This window comes from Rhodococcus sp. KRD162 (assembly GCF_017168335.1).
Classification (GTDB): Bacteria; Actinomycetota; Actinomycetes; order Mycobacteriales; family Mycobacteriaceae; genus Rhodococcoides.
In genome coordinates, this window is sequence record NZ_JABFAU010000011.1 from 389585 (window position 1) to 410425 (window position 20841).

At 61.9% G+C, this 20841-nt stretch carries 26 protein-coding genes; 8 read left to right on the top strand and 18 right to left on the bottom strand.

Going from position 1 to position 20841, the window contains the following annotated elements:
• Positions 1-559 precede the first annotated feature (559 nt).
• Positions 560-1138: a hypothetical protein gene (locus tag J1M87_RS16375; RefSeq protein ID WP_206490530.1), complete on the bottom strand. Its 579-nt coding sequence runs from the start codon at positions 1136-1138 to the stop codon at positions 560-562.
• On the opposite strand from J1M87_RS16375, the gene J1M87_RS16380 reads away from it, so the two are divergent.
• Positions 1122-1418, top strand: coding sequence for a hypothetical protein (locus J1M87_RS16380; RefSeq protein ID WP_241256979.1), 297 nt, complete (start codon positions 1122-1124; stop codon positions 1416-1418). The two genes, J1M87_RS16375 and J1M87_RS16380, sit on opposite strands and share 17 nt — an antisense overlap.
• Here J1M87_RS16380 and J1M87_RS16385 read toward each other — a convergent pair.
• Positions 1396-1833, bottom strand: coding sequence for a hypothetical protein (locus J1M87_RS16385; protein WP_206490531.1), 438 nt, complete (start codon positions 1831-1833; stop codon positions 1396-1398). The two genes, J1M87_RS16380 and J1M87_RS16385, sit on opposite strands and share 23 nt — an antisense overlap.
• 120 nt (positions 1834-1953) lie before the next feature.
• Positions 1954-2970, bottom strand: a complete 1017-nt coding sequence (locus J1M87_RS16390; RefSeq protein ID WP_206490532.1) for a hypothetical protein — start codon at positions 2968-2970, stop codon at positions 1954-1956.
• Between the two features lie 148 nt (positions 2971-3118).
• Here J1M87_RS16390 and J1M87_RS16395 point away from each other — a divergent pair, with 148 nt between their 5' ends.
• Complete coding sequence (locus J1M87_RS16395; protein WP_274610949.1) at positions 3119-3757, top strand: amidase domain-containing protein; 639 nt, start codon at positions 3119-3121, stop codon at positions 3755-3757.
• A gap of 141 nt (positions 3758-3898) precedes the next feature.
• Here J1M87_RS16395 and J1M87_RS16400 read toward each other — a convergent pair whose 3' ends face one another.
• From J1M87_RS16400 to J1M87_RS16450, 11 genes are all read right to left on the bottom strand, one after another.
• Positions 3899-4225 carry a hypothetical protein gene (locus J1M87_RS16400; protein ID WP_206490534.1) on the bottom strand — a complete coding sequence of 109 codons (327 nt, stop codon included), beginning with the start codon at positions 4223-4225 and terminating at the stop codon, positions 3899-3901.
• A 117-nt stretch (positions 4226-4342) separates the two neighbouring features.
• A complete protein-coding gene (locus J1M87_RS16405) occupies positions 4343-4723 on the bottom strand; it encodes a DUF6188 family protein (RefSeq protein WP_241257080.1) in 381 nt (126 codons plus the stop codon).
• A 148-nt stretch (positions 4724-4871) separates the two neighbouring features.
• Positions 4872-5432 (bottom strand): hypothetical protein, encoded by a 561-nt coding sequence (locus J1M87_RS16410; RefSeq protein ID WP_206490536.1) that lies wholly within the window; start codon positions 5430-5432, stop codon positions 4872-4874.
• Positions 5433-5486: 54 nt separating this feature from the next.
• Entirely contained in the window at positions 5487-5984 is a 498-nt protein-coding gene (locus J1M87_RS16415) for a hypothetical protein (RefSeq protein ID WP_206490537.1), read from the bottom strand.
• Positions 5985-6165: 181 nt separating this feature from the next.
• Positions 6166-7281, bottom strand: coding sequence for an alpha/beta fold hydrolase (locus J1M87_RS16420; RefSeq protein ID WP_206490538.1), 1116 nt, complete (start codon positions 7279-7281; stop codon positions 6166-6168).
• Between the two features lie 67 nt (positions 7282-7348).
• Positions 7349-8971: an ABC transporter permease gene (locus J1M87_RS16425; protein ID WP_241256980.1), complete on the bottom strand. Its 1623-nt coding sequence runs from the start codon at positions 8969-8971 to the stop codon at positions 7349-7351.
• Positions 8968-9717, bottom strand: coding sequence for an ABC transporter ATP-binding protein (locus J1M87_RS16430; RefSeq protein WP_241256981.1), 750 nt, complete (start codon positions 9715-9717; stop codon positions 8968-8970). Before J1M87_RS16430 ends, J1M87_RS16425 begins: the two co-directional genes overlap by 4 nt.
• Before the next feature lie 317 nt (positions 9718-10034).
• Positions 10035-10187 carry a hypothetical protein gene (locus J1M87_RS16435; RefSeq protein WP_206490541.1) on the bottom strand — a complete coding sequence of 51 codons (153 nt, stop codon included), beginning with the start codon at positions 10185-10187 and terminating at the stop codon, positions 10035-10037.
• 30 nt (positions 10188-10217) lie between these two features.
• A complete protein-coding gene (locus J1M87_RS16440; protein ID WP_206490542.1) occupies positions 10218-10394 on the bottom strand; it encodes a hypothetical protein in 177 nt (58 codons plus the stop codon).
• Positions 10395-10556: 162 nt separating this feature from the next.
• The gene (locus tag J1M87_RS16445; RefSeq protein ID WP_097388284.1) at positions 10557-10772 is read right to left on the bottom strand and encodes a hypothetical protein; all 216 of its coding nucleotides are present in this window, start codon (positions 10770-10772) and stop codon (positions 10557-10559) included.
• A gap of 99 nt (positions 10773-10871) precedes the next feature.
• The gene (locus tag J1M87_RS16450; protein ID WP_206490543.1) at positions 10872-11642 is read right to left on the bottom strand and encodes a hypothetical protein; all 771 of its coding nucleotides are present in this window, start codon (positions 11640-11642) and stop codon (positions 10872-10874) included.
• A gap of 185 nt (positions 11643-11827) precedes the next feature.
• Between J1M87_RS16450 and J1M87_RS16455 the strand changes: the two genes are divergently transcribed.
• A complete protein-coding gene (locus tag J1M87_RS16455) occupies positions 11828-12370 on the top strand; it encodes a metallophosphoesterase (protein WP_374222398.1) in 543 nt (180 codons plus the stop codon).
• Between the two features lie 76 nt (positions 12371-12446).
• Here the strand turns inward: J1M87_RS16455 and J1M87_RS16460 are convergent, their stop codons facing one another.
• The gene (locus J1M87_RS16460; protein ID WP_206490544.1) at positions 12447-13010 is read right to left on the bottom strand and encodes a GtrA family protein; all 564 of its coding nucleotides are present in this window, start codon (positions 13008-13010) and stop codon (positions 12447-12449) included.
• Positions 13011-13217: 207 nt separating this feature from the next.
• Here J1M87_RS16460 and J1M87_RS16465 point away from each other — a divergent pair, with 207 nt between their 5' ends.
• Together J1M87_RS16465 and J1M87_RS16470 are read left to right on the top strand one after the other, a co-directional pair.
• Positions 13218-13463, top strand: coding sequence for a hypothetical protein (locus J1M87_RS16465; protein ID WP_275233098.1), 246 nt, complete (start codon positions 13218-13220; stop codon positions 13461-13463).
• A gap of 196 nt (positions 13464-13659) precedes the next feature.
• Entirely contained in the window at positions 13660-15036 is a 1377-nt protein-coding gene (locus J1M87_RS16470) for a hypothetical protein (protein ID WP_206490545.1), read from the top strand.
• Here J1M87_RS16470 and J1M87_RS16475 read toward each other — a convergent pair.
• The gene (locus tag J1M87_RS16475; RefSeq protein ID WP_206490546.1) at positions 15020-15499 is read right to left on the bottom strand and encodes a DUF4333 domain-containing protein; all 480 of its coding nucleotides are present in this window, start codon (positions 15497-15499) and stop codon (positions 15020-15022) included. The two genes, J1M87_RS16470 and J1M87_RS16475, sit on opposite strands and share 17 nt — an antisense overlap.
• A gap of 89 nt (positions 15500-15588) precedes the next feature.
• Here J1M87_RS16475 and J1M87_RS16480 point away from each other — a divergent pair, with 89 nt between their 5' ends.
• On the top strand, positions 15589-15804 hold the full coding sequence (locus J1M87_RS16480; RefSeq protein WP_206490547.1) for a hypothetical protein: 216 nt from the start codon (positions 15589-15591) through the stop codon (positions 15802-15804).
• Between the two features lie 320 nt (positions 15805-16124).
• A complete protein-coding gene (locus J1M87_RS16485) occupies positions 16125-17237 on the top strand; it encodes a hypothetical protein (RefSeq protein ID WP_206490548.1) in 1113 nt (370 codons plus the stop codon).
• A gap of 233 nt (positions 17238-17470) precedes the next feature.
• Here the strand turns inward: J1M87_RS16485 and J1M87_RS16490 are convergent, their stop codons facing one another.
• Positions 17471-18883, bottom strand: a complete 1413-nt coding sequence (locus J1M87_RS16490; RefSeq protein ID WP_206490549.1) for a protein kinase — start codon at positions 18881-18883, stop codon at positions 17471-17473.
• 288 nt (positions 18884-19171) lie between these two features.
• On the opposite strand from J1M87_RS16490, the gene J1M87_RS16495 reads away from it, so the two are divergent.
• Positions 19172-19408 carry a hypothetical protein gene (locus J1M87_RS16495; protein WP_206490550.1) on the top strand — a complete coding sequence of 79 codons (237 nt, stop codon included), beginning with the start codon at positions 19172-19174 and terminating at the stop codon, positions 19406-19408.
• Positions 19409-19494: 86 nt separating this feature from the next.
• Here J1M87_RS16495 and J1M87_RS28710 read toward each other — a convergent pair whose 3' ends face one another.
• Complete coding sequence (locus tag J1M87_RS28710) at positions 19495-20739, bottom strand: HigA family addiction module antitoxin (protein WP_307830827.1); 1245 nt, start codon at positions 20737-20739, stop codon at positions 19495-19497.
• Between the last annotated feature and the right edge of the window lie 102 nt (positions 20740-20841).

Sequence of the window (20841 nt, forward strand, 5' to 3'; positions counted from 1 at the left end):
CACCCTACGGGCGGCCTCGACCTTGTACTCGGTCGTGAACGACCTGCGTTTGCGGGACATGGGGACATCCTTCCAGCGGAACTATCGGTCCCGCTATCTCGGTGTCCACCATCCGGGGGGAACCTCAAGCCTCCGACGCGTGATTCCAGAAGGTGTGCACCTGATCCCGGGCTATCAGGAATTGGCCATTGCCGGGCCGAGTCCATGCTGTGGTCACAGCGTGCGGCGATCCGATCAGCGTGGTGGCCTTGTCGAGTATTTTCTCCGATGCACTATCGGGCACGTCGCCCCATCTAGCTCCGAAGTCATCGGATTCCAACCAAAGCGTCCCCATTGCATAACCTTTCGACGGAATAGTTCGCGATCTGCGGAGGGCACGAGTGTATCGATCCTCCCGCTTGTCGTGGCGGAAGTGTCACAACGGATTTCCGTATCAGGCTCACCTGAATGGCACTCGGTCGGAGATCCATTCAGCTGCGGCAAGTCTCAGTAACCCAGCGAATGGGCAACAATGCTCTGTTGGTGCCACGGGTTGCGTGAACTAGCGGGAAGCCCGAGGCTAGTCGGTGGTTTGGCCCGGCCACGCGGCGATGCTGGAGCCGTTCAGCCACCACCTGAAGTCCTGCATTTCTTCCGTTGGAGCAGCGAATGTCACTCGGCATTCAGTCGTGTCTCCGACCGCGATGAGAGGTTGTGCACACGTCGTGCGGGTCCTCAGCCCGTAGCTTTCGTCGTGCTTCTCCCAGTGGGCATTGCCGGGGGTGAAGCCGAAACGAAGGTCATCAAGGATCGAGTCGTAATATCCGCGATCCTGGTGACGTTCGATGTGAAATGTGCCGGTGGCCTCGACTTTCGCGTCAATGAGCGGACCGAACTCTGGCAGGCCGACTGTGGTCAGTCGATAGTCGGAAAGCCTGCCTTCCCAAGTGTTTCCGTAGCCGACATCGCCATAGTCCCATGAGCCGTCGCTCGGCCCAACCCACGGCTCAGGTTCAAAGGTCCGCTCGGCTTGAGACGCCGCGGCGTCGGCTTCGATGGCAGGCGGGGGTGCTTGCTCGGCATCGCCGGGTGTCGACTCCGAACATGCGGTGAGTACGACGATGGGAAGTAGTAAGGCAACGATGGCAGGCAGGCGCATGTTTCTGACCATAGCGGCACCTGGTGTGCCGGACATAGACTCGCCAACTGGGACGGCGGTCCTTGTCGAGTGGGAAATCCTGGACGGTCTCGCCCCCGACGAGTACCCCGACCCCTCGCGCTGCGTCGCAACGTTCCACTCCGGTGGCGGCGGATACCTCTGTCTGTACGTCGACGGGGACGCCGCCCGAGGGGTGGTGTGGTCGTCAGACGAGGCCCCGTACCTCGTCGACTATTCCACCTACCTCGACATTTGGACTAACGTCGGGCTCGGAGCGTAGTCCCCGCGGCAGCCCTGTCCCTCACGGCAATCACCTGATGCGTCGCGGCGAGAACCAACGCAAGCAAGGCCGCCGGGACACTACCCACCATCGCTACCAGAGACGGGGTTGTGGAGCTGAACGCGACGGCGAAGCCCCACACCGCAGTGGAGAGCATCGCACCGGCAACGAGCCAAGACACCACAGGCCGCGGGATCACCGACGGAACGATGCACAGCGCCACAGGAATAGCCAACACCAGGAACAGTTGGCGACCGAAGTACTCGTGAACAGTGCCGAGGCATACCGCCGAAGGCAACGAGTCGAAACCGATTTCGCAACTGGTGATTTCGTACACCGGCCACTGAGCGCTCGCCGATCCCAATACCCCCACCGCGATTGCCAACGCAAGCCACGCGATCCGAATGCCAGTCATGCGACAAGATCATGCCACGGCCATGCGACTGCGAAGCGGTGGGTCAGACTACCCACCAGTGAGGGAATTGCGCACACGCGAGCCGTCAAGTCGGCATGGCTGAGGGCGGGCAGTCTGACGTCATAGCGTCGCGCCCTCGAGGTCCGGTCTGAGGTGTTCAGCAGAGTCCATGATCTCGTCGGTCATTCGTCGAATCAAAGGGTCTTCATCGTCAGCTCTTCGGGTGAGATGAACTTCGTAGGACAACTTTTCGTGGTTCGAGTCGAGGACAGGTACCCACTTGAACTTCTTTGCATCCTTGCCTGCGAACTCGTGCTGTTGTTTGTACATGCACGCGATGTCAGACCCGACGATCACCGTGCCGAGATGTTCTCTGCCGAGGGTGACGAGAACATTGGTTTCCCATGCCTGCTGGGCTGTGGTCAAGATAGCGTGGGGATCGTCCCGGCGGAGAGCGTGTAGGAGTAGTTGATATGACCGAGCGGCGTTCGGCGGCAACAGTAATGGTGTGGTCCCTAGCTCTGATGTTCGTAGGGATTGGCGCGGGTCGCGGCGGGATAGCATCGCCTGCAGATGTGGCGTGTAGAGGAGGGTGTTCTCCAATCGCACTGAGCCGCTGACGTTTCGGATATCTGGTGGGGGGCCGACGACGAGGTCGAGAAGTCCGGCACGTAACGGTTCGATGGCTTGGCGGTTGAACATCTCTGTCGACCGATATCGGTCCGGCAAAATTTGAATGGTCACTTGCGTAGTTGATTGAGGAGTTGCGTTGCGTGCTCGTTCCACTCGCGCGATAGCTCTGGCAAGAAATTGTGTGTGATGAGGCAGGAAAGAGACCGTCGCAGAGGGCGTCGTCATCTCGGTGAGCCCCTCGCAAAAACGGAGGATCTGCTCTGCTTGGCGCTGAACCGTTGTTCCCAGGGACGTCGGGACGAGCGTTCCGTCAGGAGATTTCTTGAGTAGGGCTCCGCCGTTGACATAGCCCTGCAGTTCGCTCACGGCGAGGCGGTAGGCGGCTTCGCTTTTCGCCGACTGCGAAGCAGCTGCACGATAGCTGCGAGCCTGGATAACTTCGAGGTACGCGGATAGTCGCGCTGGGGTGAACTTGAGTGCTTGTCCTGAGACCGGTGGAAGCATGTCAGGAAAAGTATCAGAAAAGCTGCGCAGGTTTGAGGATATTCTGGTTCAGAATTTCTGTGGACAGCCTCGTACGCTGCACATATGGTGATATCAGGGAGCTTGGCTCCCGGCCTGGCTAGGCCCTTGGAGAAAGGACCGCACCATCATGACCGCATCGACGAAATCTCGATTCGCAACCTGGATAGCAATCCCCGTACTCGTGGCCACCGTGATTTGCGGCACCGCAACTGCTACTCAGGCCTCGGCGAGCAGCTCCACGCTCAACCCTGAGGTCGCAGCTGCATGGGCACGCACACACGCGATGGACCCGCCGACGTTCGGCGCCGACTGCACCTACTTCGTCAGCCGTGCGTTGTATCACGGCGGCCTCGACGAGACCTCGCGTTGGAACTTCGACAGCTCCGATCCAGAGAATGTGGGGGGCGGTCGATTCGGCGCGTTCACACGACCGACCGCAACCGCCACAGTCGCTGACAAGCTCACCGACTACCTCGTGAAGGAAGCTAAAGTGGCGACGAAAATCCCTCTGAACTGGCGAAAGAACGAGGTGCCACAGGCTTCCGTCGGCGACCTGATCGCATATGACTGGGACAATGGAGCCGACGGCACGATCGACCACCTGTCCATGATCACCGGGTTCTCAGCGAAGAATGGTCAGTATCCGCTCGTCTCGCAACACACACCCGAACAGCGGGACCGCGGCTGGACTTGGGCCGCATCAGACGGAACGTGGATAGAATCCGCGCGACCTGGTGCGAAGGTCTTCCTGATTCACTTTCGCTAGCACACGAACTGGCAAGTTGCAGAGAGGTTTTAAGGGAACTGCAAGCGCTGCTTCTCCGCATGATTCGCTCCGGTCATCCAGTAGAGGGTGCCGGAGCGTTTCTGCGCTCGCCGGTCAGCCCGTCCCGGCGTGTTGCCGAGATCAGGCGCCGCTTTCCGAAGAACGGATCGACTGAAATGTTGTAACGAACCCGTCGACGGTTTCGCGCACCTCTTTCTCGTCTTGCGGTGCGCGGCTCGGGTCAGCGTGCCGTAGCGCGTTCATGATTTCGATCTGCAACCACGCCCAGCGTAGGTCTTCGTGGCGATCACGCTGTTCGAGCTCGTACTTGTCGACGATGGCTTCGTAGACGGTCACCAAGGCGTGCAAAGACGTTCGGCCGTGTACGTAGTCGTCGGCTACCTCCAGGATCAGCGTGTGAGGATCTGGCGATTCGGGTGAAGTGTCGTGCGTGCGATCGGAAGCCACAGCGGTGTGTCCTTTCGGTTGGCGGTCGGGGAGTTCCGGTGAGGGGGAATGATGCGACAACACTGTCGTCTTGGGATTGGGCTCGGACGCCGCTGTGGGTACTCATGGATGGCCACCTCAGTCCAGGCTGGGCCAGTTCCACGCTGCGATCGTGCCACCAGGTGTCGAAACGACGAGCACGTTCCCGGGTGCGGAGACGTTCCAGCTTTCGAAGTCCGGCGACGGTGGCACCGACAACACGGCACCTGTGTCGAACAGTACGACGAGTGATCCGTCTGCGGGGCAGGTGCTGAGTTCGATTGTCGCGCCGATCAGTTCTGCCGCGATGTCAGCCCCGGATGCACGTGCCGGAAGGGTGATGGTGATCTCGGTGTCGTCGGGGCGGGTGAGCACGGGATTCTCCTCGACAAAGTATCGAACGCGCTCGTCAGTTTCGAACTGCACCGCGTGCCCGACCTCGGCACGGGCAACCCGCTGTCCGGCACCAGGAAGAATCATCGCGTTCACGTCAGAAGACTAAGACGGCCCCGCCCGCAACGCCCGGCATGGGCGGGGGACGCACCGCGGGGGGTGCGCTGCCAGGTGATGACGGGCGACCAGACGGGTTGGAGTTACGGGCCACTGACCAGGCCCTGGCCCCCAATCCCTACGGCTGAGTGGTGGTGGTGCGACATTTTGCGGTGGGAGCGTCGGTGGTGTCGACGACGTCGATGTCGAGGGCACCGCCGGGGCGGTGGCGTATGAGATCGACCGCGACGGAGGCGACGTCGTAGTCCACCAGCGTCCCGTTCTCGGTGCGGCAGTGCAGCGAGAAGTACACGATCCCGTCCACCACACGGTAAGCCTGTGCTTGGACGCGGAAGTCGCCGCCCAACACCAGCCCGGCGCGGTACAAGGACATCGGCCCGTCGGGAAGTCCCGGTAGTAGGGGGATTTCGTCGATTCCGCCGTCGGGGAGCATTCCGTCGACGCCGTAGACGGTCGGATGTCCGTCCGATTGCTTCGACACCACTGCCAACGGCATCGACGCCACGTTGAACAAGATTCTGGGCGCACCGCATAGAAGGGCATCGATGACAAGGGAATCACCTTCTGAGCCGAAGGAAACTCCGATGACGCGAATCTCCTGCCCCGCGACCAGCCGAGGCGCGTGAATTTCCAGGGCGAGGGCAGGCATACTCGGCCAGGGCTTGCTTTCGACCAACATCACATCACTCCTTCAAAACGGGCGTCCCAGTCAGGGTGGTCGGCAGGCGCCGGTTCAGTGTTCGACGGGCCACACACCGTCGGAGGCTTTGATCTCGCGGATCATCGACGGGCTGCCAGCGGGCCAAGTCTGGATGAGATAGTCCTCGGTAGCCGAGTCGACGTCCATGTCCCAGTGCTCGGCACGTCCTCGCGTGGCGATACGGAAGCAACGCGCGCCGATGGGGGAGGTGAGTTCCCCGAACTCCTCGACGATTTCGTTCGACAAGGTGATGAAGAGCATCGGTTGGCGGCACACCACGTGGACCTCTTCGACGTTGTCCCAGGCGTCGAGGTCGATCGCGGGGCCACCGTTGAGAAACATGTCGTCGTCGCCGGAGAGCTGTTCGAGGGTGACGTTCACCGGTCCGTAGGCGATGCCGGTGTGAACGGAGATCAGGTTATTGCCTGCATCGAACACCTGCCCCTCGGAATAGGTTTCCGTGGGATCGGTGTCGGGCGCGGAGATGAGGAACGTGTGGTGCTCGGCATCGACCAAGCCTCGTGTGATCATGCCCCGATTAGACCAGCACAGACTGGAGACCCTGGTCGAGGATGATGTGTGTCGCCTTCGTGGTTGCGATAGCGGCTCTGGGTGAGTGGCGCCGAGCCAAGGGGGCGGCCCGAACGTACGGGTCGCTAGAGGTGCGCAACGTGCCGCCCACCGGAACGAGGTGTTCTAAGGCGTTGACCGGCTAGCGCTGCGCGACCGACGTCATCCACTGGCTCAGTGCCTGCGTGAACTGGCCTGAGAGGGGCACCGGCGCAATCGCGTCCCATTGCCCGGGTGCAAGGACGCCGATGTCGCCGAGTCCGTGGTTCGCGGTCGTCAGCTGCAGGAAGGTGGTCGCCTCGAGTGAGGCTGCCGAGTGCAAACGGTGCACCTGGTCGCAGCTGACGTTGAGATCCTTTTCGGAGCACGTGATCAGGACGGGCGTGGAAGGCGACAGGGCTGCGGCGAGCTCGGCTGGATCGTAGCGGTCGGCCTCGGAGAGGAAGCGGGCGTTGGCGGGGACGAATCCGACGGTTTCGAGTCGCGGATCCTGGTCGGCGGGGATGGTGCCGCTCTCTCGTAGGGACTGCACTGTGCGAGCGAGACTGTCGCGTGTGGCGTCAGCGTCGGTCTCCGAGAGTTGCCCACCCTGCACGGTGCGGTCGAGGCTGGCGCTTATCTGGTGCGAGAGCAGATCAAGGTATCGCTGCGAGAGAGGTTGCAGCAGGCCGAGTCCCGCGAGCGGCAGTGCAGTGCGCTGTTGCAGGGCGAGCGCGGTCAGGGCGCCTTCGCTGTGCCCGAGTACGACCGTGCGCGTGGCAGGTGTGGACGTCAGGTCGCCGAGCAAGTCGAGCGCGCTGTGCGCGTCATCCACTTGCATGTCGAAGCCGTAGTCGAAAGCGTCCGGCGACGTACCTGCAAGGCCTGTGCGCCCGGATCCGAACTTGTCGAACCGAAGGCTCGGAATCCCCTGTGCCGCAAGTGCGTCTGCCACATGCGCGAGAGTATTCGGGAAGACCATGGCGTTCTCCTGATTGCCGTTGCGGTCGGTCGGACCGCTTCCCGGCAGAAGCAGCACAGCGAGATCAGCATGCTCGACGCCCGAGGGTGACCTCAGGCTCCCGTAAAACGTGATCCCGCGAGATTCGAAGGTCACCTCGCTGTCGATACCCGCAGGCGTCTCGATCGATCCCGTCGCCGACGAACCCGTAGGTATCGCCGGAAGTGCGTGTGTTGCAGGAGCACCCATGATGGAAAAACTCGTCAGAAGGGCGAGGGAGGAGACGGCGATCGAGACGCGGCGGCAAACGGTGAACATGCTTTGTAACCGTACCGGTCGGCTTGGAATTGCTGCCAACGTGGCCCCTGCGGGTTGTCCCGGGCGGCTATGTTGTCGTGACGGCGAACAGGATCCGGTCCGGCTCGCGTTGCATACGGGTGATCGCGACGCGGCCCCCGATCCACGCGCCCAGTGCGCCAATCGCAGCAGAGACCGGGATGGCGAAATAGTTCACCGGGTTCGGTAGCAGCGCCCCGAGTAGAACGCCGGGCGCCGTTGTCGCGGCGAAGATGACGATGCCGAGGATGATCAGTCCGAAGGACGAGCCGTTGAAAGACCCGCGGGTGTTGAAGGAGAACGTCTTCTTCATCTCCGGAACCGGGTAGGGCGCTTTGGCGGATATCGCCACTACCAATCCTGCACCGACTCCCATCATCGAAATGCCGACGGCGATCGGCACGGCCAGTCGGTCGGTCCCGAGGTCCCCGAAGATCCGTACAGCAGCTGTTGCGACGACCACGAAGGGTGTCATCACGATTGCCCACGCGATTTGTCGGCCCCGGACGTCAGCGGCAGCGGCTTCGGGGATCATCACCAGATGCCAGATCGATGCGCCGTCGAATCCGTACAGATTCGATCCGGCTGCCATTGCCAGGTAGATCAGGAACCAGGCACCCCATGCGGCGGAGAAGGGGATCGATGACGAGATCAGCGGTCCGAAGCCGGAGACCAAGGTCATGATGGCAACGGAGAGCAGTTGTGTTCGTCGGCGCATGTCTCCGTGCCAGAGCGAAAGCTCGCGAGAGATGACGGTGCCCAGTCGGGATGCGCGCCAACCGGTTCGAATGTCGCGGCCCTGGTTCTTCAATTGCACGGAAGTGGCGCCCGCTGATTCTGCGACCTTCCCGTTGAAGTAGCGAACGACCAGGCGTTGCCATGACCACAGCAGTGCGAGATCGACCAGCACCAGGGCGAGGACTGCTCCGGCGGCGAGGAGCCAGGCGCCTCCTGCTGCTGCGTCGACACTGGTGATTCCCCACGCGAACGGGATCGAATGCGCGACCGTGAGCGGCCACGTGACGTCGCCGTCCACGACCGTGCCGAGGCGACTCTGCAGCGGAAATTGCAGCAGATACAGCCCGCCGAAGAACGTGCCGAATGCCAACAGTCCCAGTTCGCGGCTGCGACGACTCCGCAGGAGCTGCGACATCGCCAGCATCGCGACCCGTGAGGTGCCGACAATGAGCAGGACCGTTGCGGGCCAAGCGATAATGGCCAATGGCAGTGCGGCAGGGTGGTGTGTAGCGGCATAAATTGGAATCGCTGCTGCAGCCAACGCGGTAATCGGCACGGTCATACCGACCAGCGACGTCGAGAACAGTGCTCTGGCGAGTCGGACGGGTTCCAGGGGGAGTAGTTGGAACTGTCTGGGGTGAAGATTGTCATCTGACAGACCAGACATGATCGGCATCAAGATCCACATCACGCCGATAGCCGACAGTGCGAGACTGGTTGTGCCGCCGACGAGTTCGGAAGAGCTCGCGCTCGTCCCCGAGGCTTGCAGGCACAGCAGAGCTGCCCCCAGAACGCCGAAGAGTGCTGCCACGACCTTGATGACGGCTCTGCCGCCGGTGAATTGACGTTTGTAGAGGGTCACGCGCATGCGGAGAACAGTGCGCCACAGTGAGGTTCGGGCGCTGCGCGACGTCGGCAAGCTCGTAATGCTCATGCGCGCATCCATGACAGTCCGTCGGGACTGGGACTGCGGCTACCGACAAGGCGAACGAATGCCTCGTCGAGAGTGTTGCCTGCGCGCACCTCGTCGACCGTTCCTGAAGCCACGACGCGCCCGTCTGCGATGACTCCGATGTGAGTACACAGTTGTTCGACAAGGGCCATCACGTGACTGGAAAGAATGACCGAGCCACCTGAGTGGACGAACGAGAGCAGAATGCTCCGAATTCCGGCCGAAGAAATGGGGTCGACAGCTTCGAACGGCTCATCCAGTACCAGTAAGCGAGGGCCGTGCAACAAGGCCGAGGCCAACCCGATTTTCTTCGTCATACCCGCTGAATAATCGGCGATGACCGTTCCACCTGCATCGGCGAGATCGAGCGCGGCCAACAGTTCGTCGCGTCGTGACGCGATGACGTCCTCTGGCATACCGCGCAGTCGCCCGAAATAGGTGAGTAGTTCATGACCGGTGAACTGGGCAGGTAGCGCCAAACCGTCGGGTAGAACGCCGAGCAGACTCTTCGCTGCCACAGGGTCGTTCCACACGTCGTAGCCGTACACCAGGCTGCGACCGTAGTGCGGGCGAAGCAATCCGACAGCCATCGACAGTGTGGTCGTTTTTCCCGCACCGTTAGGGCCCACCAGGCCGAACAACGAACCTGAGGGCACCGCGAGGGAAAGGTCGTTCACAGCAACTTTCGCGCCGAACGCCATGCAGAGGTGTTCCACATGCAATGCCATCGGTCCGGGCGGTAACTGTCCAGGGTGGGGGAGAGGGTGCATTGGTCGAGGGTAACTGGATGGAGGCGCAGGCGCGGAGGCCTGGTTCTGGAGCGGGCGGCGCACTGCCGGTGTAGGTCTCAGGTGGGGTGCGTCTTCGACATGTTGGGCGCCAATGGAGTTCGAGGGGGGTGATGCTGAATGGTGGTATTCGCGACCGAGCGAGGCGGAGCGTCGTCGCCGGACCAGGGTGAACAGTTCGTCGTGCGGGCATGGGAAAGCCCCTGCCGACCTTCTCGGTGGGCAGGGGCTTGAGTGTTGTTGTGTACGAGTCGAATTTACACCCGATCCGCGTCAGCGGATTCGTAGTGCCCGGTCTCGGGGTTCCACTGCACGCCGGGAACGTACTTTGCCCTGTCGGGGTCGGGGCCAGCGATGTTCTCGGGGACGCCGCTGACGAGGTCGCTGCGGGTGGGTTCGTTCGTTGTCATGAGCTGTTTCTCCGATGCGGTCAGGTGCGGTTAGGTGTCGAGTGGTTCCCAGTAGTCCAAGCCGACCATCACGCCCTGTCCGTATCCGTTTCGAGTGAGGGCGTCGCGGGCGCTGGTGCCCTGGTAGTCGGTGCTCGGCTGTCCGTCCTTCCAGTGGAATCGGAAGGTCTTGAGTGGTGAATCTGATTCAGCGGCGGGGGAACTCATGCGTCGAGGATAGGTGAGAAATCCGTGTCGTGGTCGGGGAAGGTTGCTGCGGCTGAGGGGTTCTCGGATATGGCGCGGGCGTGCACTGGTGGACTGTGATCGACAAGAACGGCTCCCAACCCGGGGAAGGGGTGGGAGCCGTTGCGAGGGTGCGAGTGGGTGTCAGAACATCTTGCGGAGCAGATCGGTGTGGACCTTGCCCGGTGTGGCGATGTCGTGTGCTTCGCCGTTTACGTCGAACCAGCGGCCGTCCTCGAGGCTGGCGTAACTGCCCTCGACAGCGACGACGCGTGCGGTGAAACGGTCCTGGTTGGTGCCGACGCCGTCGGCGACGATCCTCTGGACGGTGTCCCCGGGACTGATGCTGGTGGCACTCATACGGTGGCTCTCTCTACTTCCTGGATTCCTGCGCGGAATCGACTGGCGGCGTTCGCGTTTGCTTCGACCTTCAGTATGACGCAATCGGTGGGCCCGTAGTCAGAACGCGCTGACGGTGACTTCGACGGAGGTGGCGGTCGCCGGAGCGAATCCGGTGACCGGTGTGGCCTCGTTGATCGTGCCGTTCGGCGGGATGGCGCTCTGCGTGAAACCGAACATGCCGCCGACGATTTCGCCGCCCGCATCACGGAAAACGTAGAAGATCCGCTGAGGGGACTTGAGGGTGGTCGCGCTGTCGGACTGCGCGGTCAATGCGACCCGAGTGTCGTACCCGGTTCCCAGGAGCTTGGCCTCAGCGGTGACGGTGACCTGCGGATCCGAACGCGACGGTGACCGGCCCGGATCGGTGGTGACCTTCAGATCGGCGATGGCGGACGAATCGATGAGCATGCCGCCGACGTAGGCGTCCGCGCCAGCGGCGAGAAAGGCCACAGTCTCCTGCTTCGTTTCCAGCGGTGTGCCCGACGCGTCGAGGGCGGTGACCGTGACCTCGGAGAAGGCGACAGCCGACCCCGGATTGTGAACCCGGATGCCGTAGGTGACGAAGTCGCCGTCCGCGACCAAGCTCCATCCCTGCTCGACGACCTCAGGTGCCGTCGGCCCACTGTTGGACACACCGGGCGCTTTCGTCGTCGTGGACGGCCGTGACGGCGCCGAGACGTCGCGGGCGGTGGTCTTCGTCGTGCTGGTGGAGGCAGCGTCCGCTGCGACCGCCTGACCCCGTGTCGAGTCGTTCGAACACGCAGCGGAGACCAACACGGCAGCGCAGAAGATCGCGGCTGCGGCGGAAAAGCGTCGACGGGACTGCACAAGGGCCTCCTGCTAGTTGGACAAGTGCCGGGAGCGTACCGCTCCGGTCGCCGGACCTGACTGCGAGAGCGGTCGCGACGCGGAACCGCCGTGCGAACCACGCCAACTGCATATGTGTAAACATCTGCGGTACAACGCTGTCGCGTGATGCGACCGGCCCAATCTCGAGGTGAGACGTGCGAACGATGATTCTGGCGGACCGACCGGCCGAAGTGGACCTTCTGACGACAATCGTCGAAAACGACATCGAGTGCGTCATCACCTGCGGAGACCTGCACAAGTACTACCTCCGCGACCTGGCGTCCGTGACGATTCCGAAGTTCGGCGTCTACGGGAATCACTGTTCCCGAGGATATTTGGACGAACTCGGCATTACCGACTTGCACGGCAGGAGAGGGCGGCTCCCCAACGGGATGAGTGTCGTCGGTCTCGAAGGATGTGTGCGGTACAAGAACGAGCCGGATGTGCTGTACACACAGGAGGAATACGCCGCGATCCTCGCCGCGTATCCATGGAAGGTCGATGTCGTTGTTACCCATGCTCCGCCGGAAGGGATCAACGACAGTAGCGACGCGGCCCACGTGGGCATCACGGCGCTGCGAGAGTACGTCGACGTGGTCGGCCCGCGGTACCTGCTGCACGGGCATACGTACCCGAACCCTGTTCTCGAACAGGTGGGACGAACGAGCGTGATCTACACGCACGGGATGCAGATCGTCACGTTGTGACCGCACCGGCCGTGGGCGGTGGCAATTCAGGAGATGCTGGATGGAAACCGGCGTGGAATGTGCTTGCCTCGAACGGTCAGTCGAGCGCTGTCGTCTCGGAAGGAGGAACATCGAGGCCAGGCGGGACGTCGTTGTCGAGACCAGTAGGGCCGTCGAGGATTTCGTCCGGGAAGACGAATCGGCGCATCGCCCACCATCGGAAGCCTGTCGCCAGAAGTGTTCCGATCAGTGAGCCGCTGACGAAATCCGCCAGATTTTCCATCACCATGGACACTTCCGGTTGCCGCCAATTGAATACGTACCGCGAAGTCCACAGCGGAATCTGATTGATGCCCGTCCCGACCCCGGCGATCACGAAGAACAACGCTGCCTCGTGATGCCGCTGCCTGCCCCCGCGCTGCGCGAACGACCATTCGCGATTGAGGACATAGGACACGACCGTGGCGACCAGTATCGCGAGGATGTTCGCTGTCACCGGATGCTCGGGCAGCACTGTCCACTTCAAGCCGAAGAACAACACCGTGGTGACGATGAAGGCGATACCGCCGACGACCAGGAACTTGAGCATCTCCGCGTGAGGGAGAATTCTCACGAGAACCCGCTCGGGAAGCCTGTTGACAATTATTCCGACGAACGCCATTGCTCGACACTAGCCGCAGCAGGGGAGTCGCAGTTCGTCTCAACGGATTCGTGACAGTGGCCTGAAGGTCACGTCGAGTGCGCGAAGGTGTTGTCGCGCAACGTGGAACGTGGTCTGGTTGGTCAGCTCGCCGATCCGACTGCCAAGGCGCAATCCGCTATACGATTGCGGGAGAACAGAATCAAAGGCAGAGAAAGGGTGTGCGCAGTGAAGGTGACAGAGCAGCATGTTGCGGCGCTGAAGGAACTGATCGAGCCGGTGGACACGGATGACGTGCGCGAGAAATACCGCAAGGGCGAGTTCCCCCGCGCCGATGCTGTCGAAGACTTGGACGTGAGGTACCGGTGGGATCTGTTCCACGCAGTGAAGGGGTACTCCGCCTTCGGCGACGATCACGGCTACAACAGTGACCACATCGACACCGCGTTGCGCAGCATCGTCACGCCGTTGTAAGTTCCGAAACGGTCCCACCGCTCGTGGGCCTGTGTTGGGGTGTGTTGCGGTTCTCGGCCCCTGCTGACTGAAAAGTCGGCGGGGGCCGATTCGTCGGCTGTAGGGGCAGTGAAGGTGCTTTCCGGTCCACGTAGAGGCGGATGGCTGGGATGGCAGGATAGTCGAGACGCTGCTGCCACAGGGAACGGAATAAACGATGATGGGGATGTTCGGTGTTCTCGGCCCAACCGAAGACAGCAATCCGCCACTTGCAGAGAACTTCGGCCTCGCCGATCGGTCCGCCGATACCGATTCCGTTCTGTCAGGTGTTGAGCAATCACTGCTCCAACAGTTGAGCGCAGCGATACCGGTCGACGAGGTGCATGCGGATGCGGGGGAACTCCTGATCGGGCAGGCGATCGACAGTTACTACACGTATCACTACGTGGCGCGCGCACTCGGCGAGCCGATCGTCATGGCGAACGCGGTCGTGCGCGAGGCCGTACTCGGTTTGCTGCGGGCACAAGGGCGCGTTGCGATCATCGACGTGGCGGGTGTCTTCGATCGCAATGCGAATACGAAGTCCTTGGTGCAAGTCATCTCGCGGATCAGAGCGAATATCGAGTCGAGCGATCGAAGTCCGGCGGGGACCGACGCGGACCTCGAAACCATCGCGCATATCGCGAACCTCACCAACCCGGTCGACGCCAGTACGCGGCGTTACCCACGGTCCGCCCTGACAATCAGTACCGAGTTCATGGTGCACACCAAACTCGAAATCGGGTACGTCAAGGCGCTGAGGAATTCCTTTGCGGCGCACCCGTCCTACGCGCTGAAAGTCGATCCAGGCAAGTTGGGTGTGAACGTCGACTGGGGGATCGTCGAGAGAAATCTCGTCCTTGCAGTCAACATCTACGACTACCTCAGCGAACACTTCCGTGCTGATGTCGAGGCGGCGCCGGGTGTCGGTGGACCGAACGAAACAGCCGACAAACCGACGGACATTGGGATCGAGTTCAATTCGTCCATGGCCATGATCGTGAGGGACGGCGCCAAGAGGAAAGTCGATGCCCTGATCGACGGACTGACCTCCGTCCCGGGGTACGCCGCCCCCGAGGTGGATCCGCGCAGAGTGTGGGAGGGTGCGCCCGGTCGGCGCCACCGGGTGATCAAGCACTTCGGTAAGCGCGTCCAAGAATTGTTCCCCGGGAACGGCGGCGTCCGTGACAGGCGAGATGACGCCGTCATCGACGGAATAAACGCTGCGGTAACACGTTTGATGAGAAACCGGCCCGTCCGTGTCGGAGCCGACGATGACGCGCCGGAATGGCTGCTGAACATCCGCATCGTCGCGGCCCTGTTGGACATCAGCGAATCCGAGGTCGCACGGCGCCGACGATCGGAGCGCCTGGTGGCGTTCAAGGACCGCAGAGCCTGGGTTTTCCCTGCATCCCAATTCGTACGTGCCGATCCCGAATCCGAGGAGTGGACTGTCAAAGTGGATCTGGTCGACAGGTGGTGGAAATCCCACGAAGGAAGTAACGGATGGGCGACCTTCCTGGCCGGAGAGCGCCAGGTCAGCGCGGACGGCTGACCTCGAACGAGCCATCGGAATCGGTGACCGTGACAGTGACCTCGCTAGCCTCGCCAGCGATCCGGAACGTGCACGTGAACGTGTTCATGATCTGGATGGGTTCTCGATCCGGGCAGTGGATATCGGTGAGATCCTTCGCGCCGTACGACTCGGCGACGACCTTGCTCACGCCTTTCGCGACATCGATGCCGTCCAAGTAGCGGCTGGCCTCCGGCTCGTCCGGAGTGGTCGGGGCGGGCGGGTAGGTGAACTCCTGGACAGTGGCGGGCGAGGATCCTGGCTGCGTGGACTGACGGCCCACCAGGAAGGCGGCGAGGACGATGGCGGCGACAGCGACAAGTGAGACCGCACCCAACGCCCAGAGCAGGGGCTGGCGGGACGGCGGCGTTCCTGGCTGCTGCATGGACATCGAAGGATCTTCCCACGTGAGTGCCCCCGGATCGATCGCGGCTGTAGTCGGCACCGGACGATAGTCTGGGCGCTGAACAGGGGAGAGAAGCGATGACGAAAAAACAGGCGCCAGGTCCGCGATACGCGGGGCAAGGACACGCCATGCAGATCGAGGGGACCGTGGCGATCCTGATCGCCGTCGTGGTGATCGGTGTCGCGCTCGCAGTGTTCGGTCCCCAAGAGCCAAACGGGATCGTCATGCTGGCGCTCGGCGCCATCAGCGGCGCAGCAGGGGTGGTGCGGCTCTACCGCGGAACCACATTTCGGTCGATCGAGGAGAGGGTCGGACCGAGCCTCTTTGAACCCGACTCGGATTGAACAGCGGTGCCCACGGCGCCCTTTGGCGATTGGTGCGCATCGATCAACGAGCGCGTCAGAAGCTCGTCGAGGTGTCTGCATCGCGTCCACCGCGTGGAACAGGGAGATCAGACAGCGGTGAGAGACGCTGCCGCCGAGGTAGACACCGCTGAGCTAGGTGTTCGGCCGCACCCTCTGGTAAGTATTCTCTGGACTCCCGCTCAGTAAAGCGTGGGCAAAGTTCCAGATACCGAGGATGAGATGACACCACTGCCGCTTTCACCGATCTGTCGACTCGCTCAGCAACCCGATCAGGCGCCCCGGCAACAATCGGACGTGCCATGCGCATGATCAAGGGCCTCGTCATCGGGCTGACGGCAGTTCTCGGGACGACAATCATCACCGCCTGCGGCAGCTCGTCAGCCGAGGAAGAGGCACAAAGCCGGACAGTCATCGTCGACCAGTCCGTGAAATCGGCTAATCGCAAGATCGTCGAAGTCGACGGTGTCAGTGCATCGTTCTACTACTCGACCGCGACCGCATCAGGCCCCATGGGGACGAACCGCCCGGTCGTGCACGTCGAACTCGAGCCGGTCACACCTGGGGGAGTGAAGAACTTCCGCGCGAAAGTCGAAGTGCGCCATGACGGAAATCCCGTCGATACGTACTACTCGTTCGACAACAAGGGTGCGTCGAAGAACGAAAAGATCACCAACGACTTCGAATACAAGATGTCCTTCGGCCTCCTGCCTCAAGTGACCGGCCCACGGCACGACGGTTCCAGTGACGACCTTGCCAGCAAGACCGGCAAGGACTTCGAATTCACGATCGCGGACATCGAGATAGCGGACACCCCGTTCGCTCCGACCGAATTGGTGCGCCGAGCTCTACCGACATTCGCCGACACACCAGAGGACCAGTTCAACAAACTCGCCTACGACCGACGGTGGCCGGTGTCGAAGAACTTCACGCCACCTGCGAACTCAGGATCGACGACCGATCCGGTTCGGCTCCCGGCAACGGCGATGATCAGCTTCATCCGCCAGGTGAACGAGCGCGCTGACAGCAAGACCGCGGCGACCTCCCCGACGCAAGTCTTCGAAGACTGGATGAAGACCTGGAACGTCGACATGCTCGCCAAGGGCATCGAGGTGTTCGGCGACGACAGGATCAAAGAGACGTACCGCCGGGTCCTCGCTGGGGACATCGAGCGCTGGTTCCCCAGTTCCACCTACATCGTCGGCACCGGCCCCGGACAGATCCCTCCCGGTACCTACCAGACGACTGCACCTGACCGCCTCTTCAAAGACGGATATTGGGAGAGGACAAGCGTTTCCGGCGACATCATCGACAACAACTTCGTCTCCTCCGCTCAGCAAGTCACCGTCACGATCGGCGCCAATGACGGCCAATTCACCGCCTCGCGGCTGGGGACCTGGAAGCCTGTCGGGTAGAGGGGTTAGCGCTCCGCCTGCACTATGTCAATGGTGACCGGCGCCGTCGGAACGAGCCTGTCCCGCAGGCTGTTCCATTCTCGGGGTTTGGCGGCTGTGTCACACCTGCTGCCCGCAAGAGCCGAGAAGGTGTCGAGGGGTAGTAGGAAATCGACTACGCCTCAACGCCTTCCATGTCACTGACTAGTGCCGCCGAACTGAAGAATCGAAAGGCATCGGGATGCTAGTGCGATTCAGAGGACGCGTTCGCCGATCCATCCGCGCTCGTCATCGTTTCGGGTGAGGGGAGTGGTCGCGGCCTCGAGCGCTGCTGCGATCGCCTCCCGGATGTCCTTGCGCGTCGTCAGCCGGTTGATCGGCAGCGCTGCATCCGTGCCCGCCACCAGGAGTTGCCATCGCCCATCTACGCGTTCCTGGTACTCCGTCACCAGATCAACCGTGCCGGTGTGATCGACAAGTCCGCCGACGACGAGGCGTTTGAGATCATCCCGGTGGCGGAGCGCCAAAACGAAAGAGCCATCCCACTCGTCGTCCTCGTAGCGGCCGTGCTCATCCATGATGGCGGCAGAGCGAGGCTGATCGTCGAAGCCAGATTTGCCGCGCGGTTCGAAGTCGACACTGACAGTCTCATCCCATTTGACGGGTCCGACTGCGACTTCGCACTCACTTCGGATCACCCCGAGGAAGTCTCGCTGGTACGTATCGAGCTGTTCGAGGACTCGTCTCAGATACTCCAGCCCACGTCCATTCTTTTCTGCGACAGGCGCGGGAGGCGTGTGACGGCCGGGATACAGGGCGAGCCAAGCGCGGAGTTCGTCACCGAACTCGGCCGCTGTCGGTCGGTCGTCGGCGTTGAAGGCCGTCGCCCGCTCGATGAGAAGATCGAGTGCAGCGGCGTCCTCCCCGCCGAACCAGTACATGGAAAACTGCTGCTGTGAACGCAATACCGGCCCGGGCGGGGGCACGTGGACGGTCGTTTTGCCGTTGCTCTCCTGCCTGGGAGCGGCGATCGACCAGAAGGTCATCGCGAGGGAGTAGACATCTGCTTTTGTCCAATCGATCCCGTGAACGACATACCTGGCTTCGGGCGCGAGAAAATACATAGGGCCGATCTTGTTGCCATCAGCAGTCAAATCCCACTCGGAATCGGCCCAGGCGGCTATACCGAAGTCGGCCAACACCGGACCCTCTTGGTGCCAAAAGAGGTTGTCCGGCTTGATATCACGGTGCGAGACGGGGCTCGGGATTGCGGTCAACCCCGACAACGTGTCAGCGAGAGTGGCGAATGCATGCACCACTTCGTCGAAACTCGCGTTTTTCAAGTGCTCCGCCAGCGGCTTCGCCTTCGGCATCACGTACCAGAGTTCGGTCTCGGTCATGGAGGAGTCGGTCAAGGGAAGAACCCCTGCAGTACCAGCGTCGGTGAGTCTCTTCATCCCCATGACTTCGTCCTGGAAACGCTTGACAGATTTGTAGCCGTCGAACTGCGGACCTTTGATGACGTACTGACCGGAAGCGTCGGGCGAGCAATCAGTTGCGACCCGCACATGCTTTTTGCTTCCGTAAGCTCTCCCCGCTTTCCAGCGGTGATCGGTGCCGTATCGAGCCTCTTCGTGGATGGCGTATTTGTTCGTCTTGTCGCGCATTCGAAGACCATACCGACGGCAGCGGACGTGATGATGTGCGTTTGCGCGAGCGTGGAGGCGGTGCGTGAGCAGTCAGCCGACTAAGCCTTGGCTGGCTGAACCGATGCGAGGGACAGAGCTGCACGTGCGATACCCTCGGAGCGCTATTTCGGCTCGATTTACACAGATAGGTGCACTGCGTGGACTGCGTATCGGCTCACTCGGCCAGCGTCGATAGTCATATCACGCACTTCCGATCGGGCGCGCGATCTGATGTCGAACGGAAGGTCGCGAAAGGCCTGACGGCTGGTGGTTAGCTTCGTCAGATTCGACCGAGTTCCTACCGCGCGCCGGACGACAATAGAGAAGTTCAAAGAACCCCGCGAGGCTGTTATCGCCATCGCCGGAGCTGCGATCAACTTCGCCGACGCCGACCGCGCTCGCAACGTCGTGTTCGTGAAGAACGGATTCAACGTCGAAGACGAATTCGGGACCGTGCAAGTTGCGTTCCGGCTGATCTTCACCGAGGCCGATACAGATACCTGACGCCTTTACGGTGCTCTGTCGGCGGTACTGGACGCCCCACAGGTGGCCCGTGGAATGTGCGATAGCCGCGTGGGGGTCGGACGCGGTCAGTGTCGATCGAGGATGCGATGGCAGAGCGCGACATCGAAACCGGATTTGCGAATGTCGTCGTCGAAATCGCCGCGCCGGAACCGGTCGATGTTGGCGCGAAAGTTCTCGATCTGGTCCCCGTATTTGATGGCGCGCATGGCATCTTCGACTCGACCGAGTGACCAGCCCGGTGTCTCGAGGATATTCGCCAGGTCGAACAGGTCGCGTCCGCGGGCCACGTCGGCGACGGCGGCTCCCTTTCCGCCTACGACATCGTCGAAGATCAGTCGCAAGCCGCCACCGGTGCGGCGTTCGGGGTCGCTGGACCGCTCGTAGTAGACCATCTGGACCACGACAGGTGATCCTCTGCCTGCATCGACGAGTACTTGCTTGTCGAAGTCTTCGTTCTTGACAGTGTCAGCGTGCCAGCCGTTTTCGCGGCATGTGTCCAGAACTTTCGTGTGTGCGGCATTGAATGCGTCTGTGTCCCAGCAGTCGTCGAAGGCCTCGATGTCGTCGGTGTGGCGTGAGACCACGTCGTAGCCGATGAGTGTAGAACCGCCTGCGAGGGCGAAGCCGTGTTCGGCGATGGTGATGAGGATCGTGTCTTGAATGCGGAGGCGGTCGCTCGCGTGAGAATCCTTGTCTCTTAGGGCTGGGTGAATGGTTTCCCACGCGTTGCGTACGCGAGAGGGGAGTGAGAGGTGTTTCCAGCGAGCTACGAGGGCGTCGCGGTTGATCCACTCCGTGAATTGTTCAGCAGTGCTCGCTGAGGTGAGGGTCGATGAGTAGAACAGTTCGACATCGCCGGTGGTGGCGAAGTCGATGTCCCCTGGTTGCCAGTACAGGTTCACCGGTGGGTCGTAGCTGCCCTGTCTGGGGCCGGTGAGTGTGCGCAGATCCGCGGGGACATAAACGTCGGGTTGATGTCTTGGCCTCCATGACGGCTGTAGCCGGTACACGAGGTGGTTGACGGCCAAGGGCTGAACTTGCGAGAGATCCGTTGTTTCCTTGGCTATCTCGATGTCGTACCGAGTCTGCAAGTCGAGCCAGTGTGCTTCGTCGACGCCGAACAGTTTGGCGAGCCGATGTGATGTGTCGGGAGTGATCGCGCGGTGGCCGTGCACTATCTCGTTGATGCGGCGAGGGGGTACGGCCAGAAGGTGCGCCAGGCGTCGCTGAGAGAGACGAAGGGGGAGCATGTACTGCTGTAGCAGTGTCGTCCCTGGGTGCACCGGTTCGTGAGGGGGTGGACCGGTCACAGTCGTGCCGCCTCTCGGAACGCGGGGCATGGAGGGCGCTCCACACAAACAAGCGTAACGCGCCGCGTTACGGCACGGCCAGGCGTGGGATCACGCTGTGCC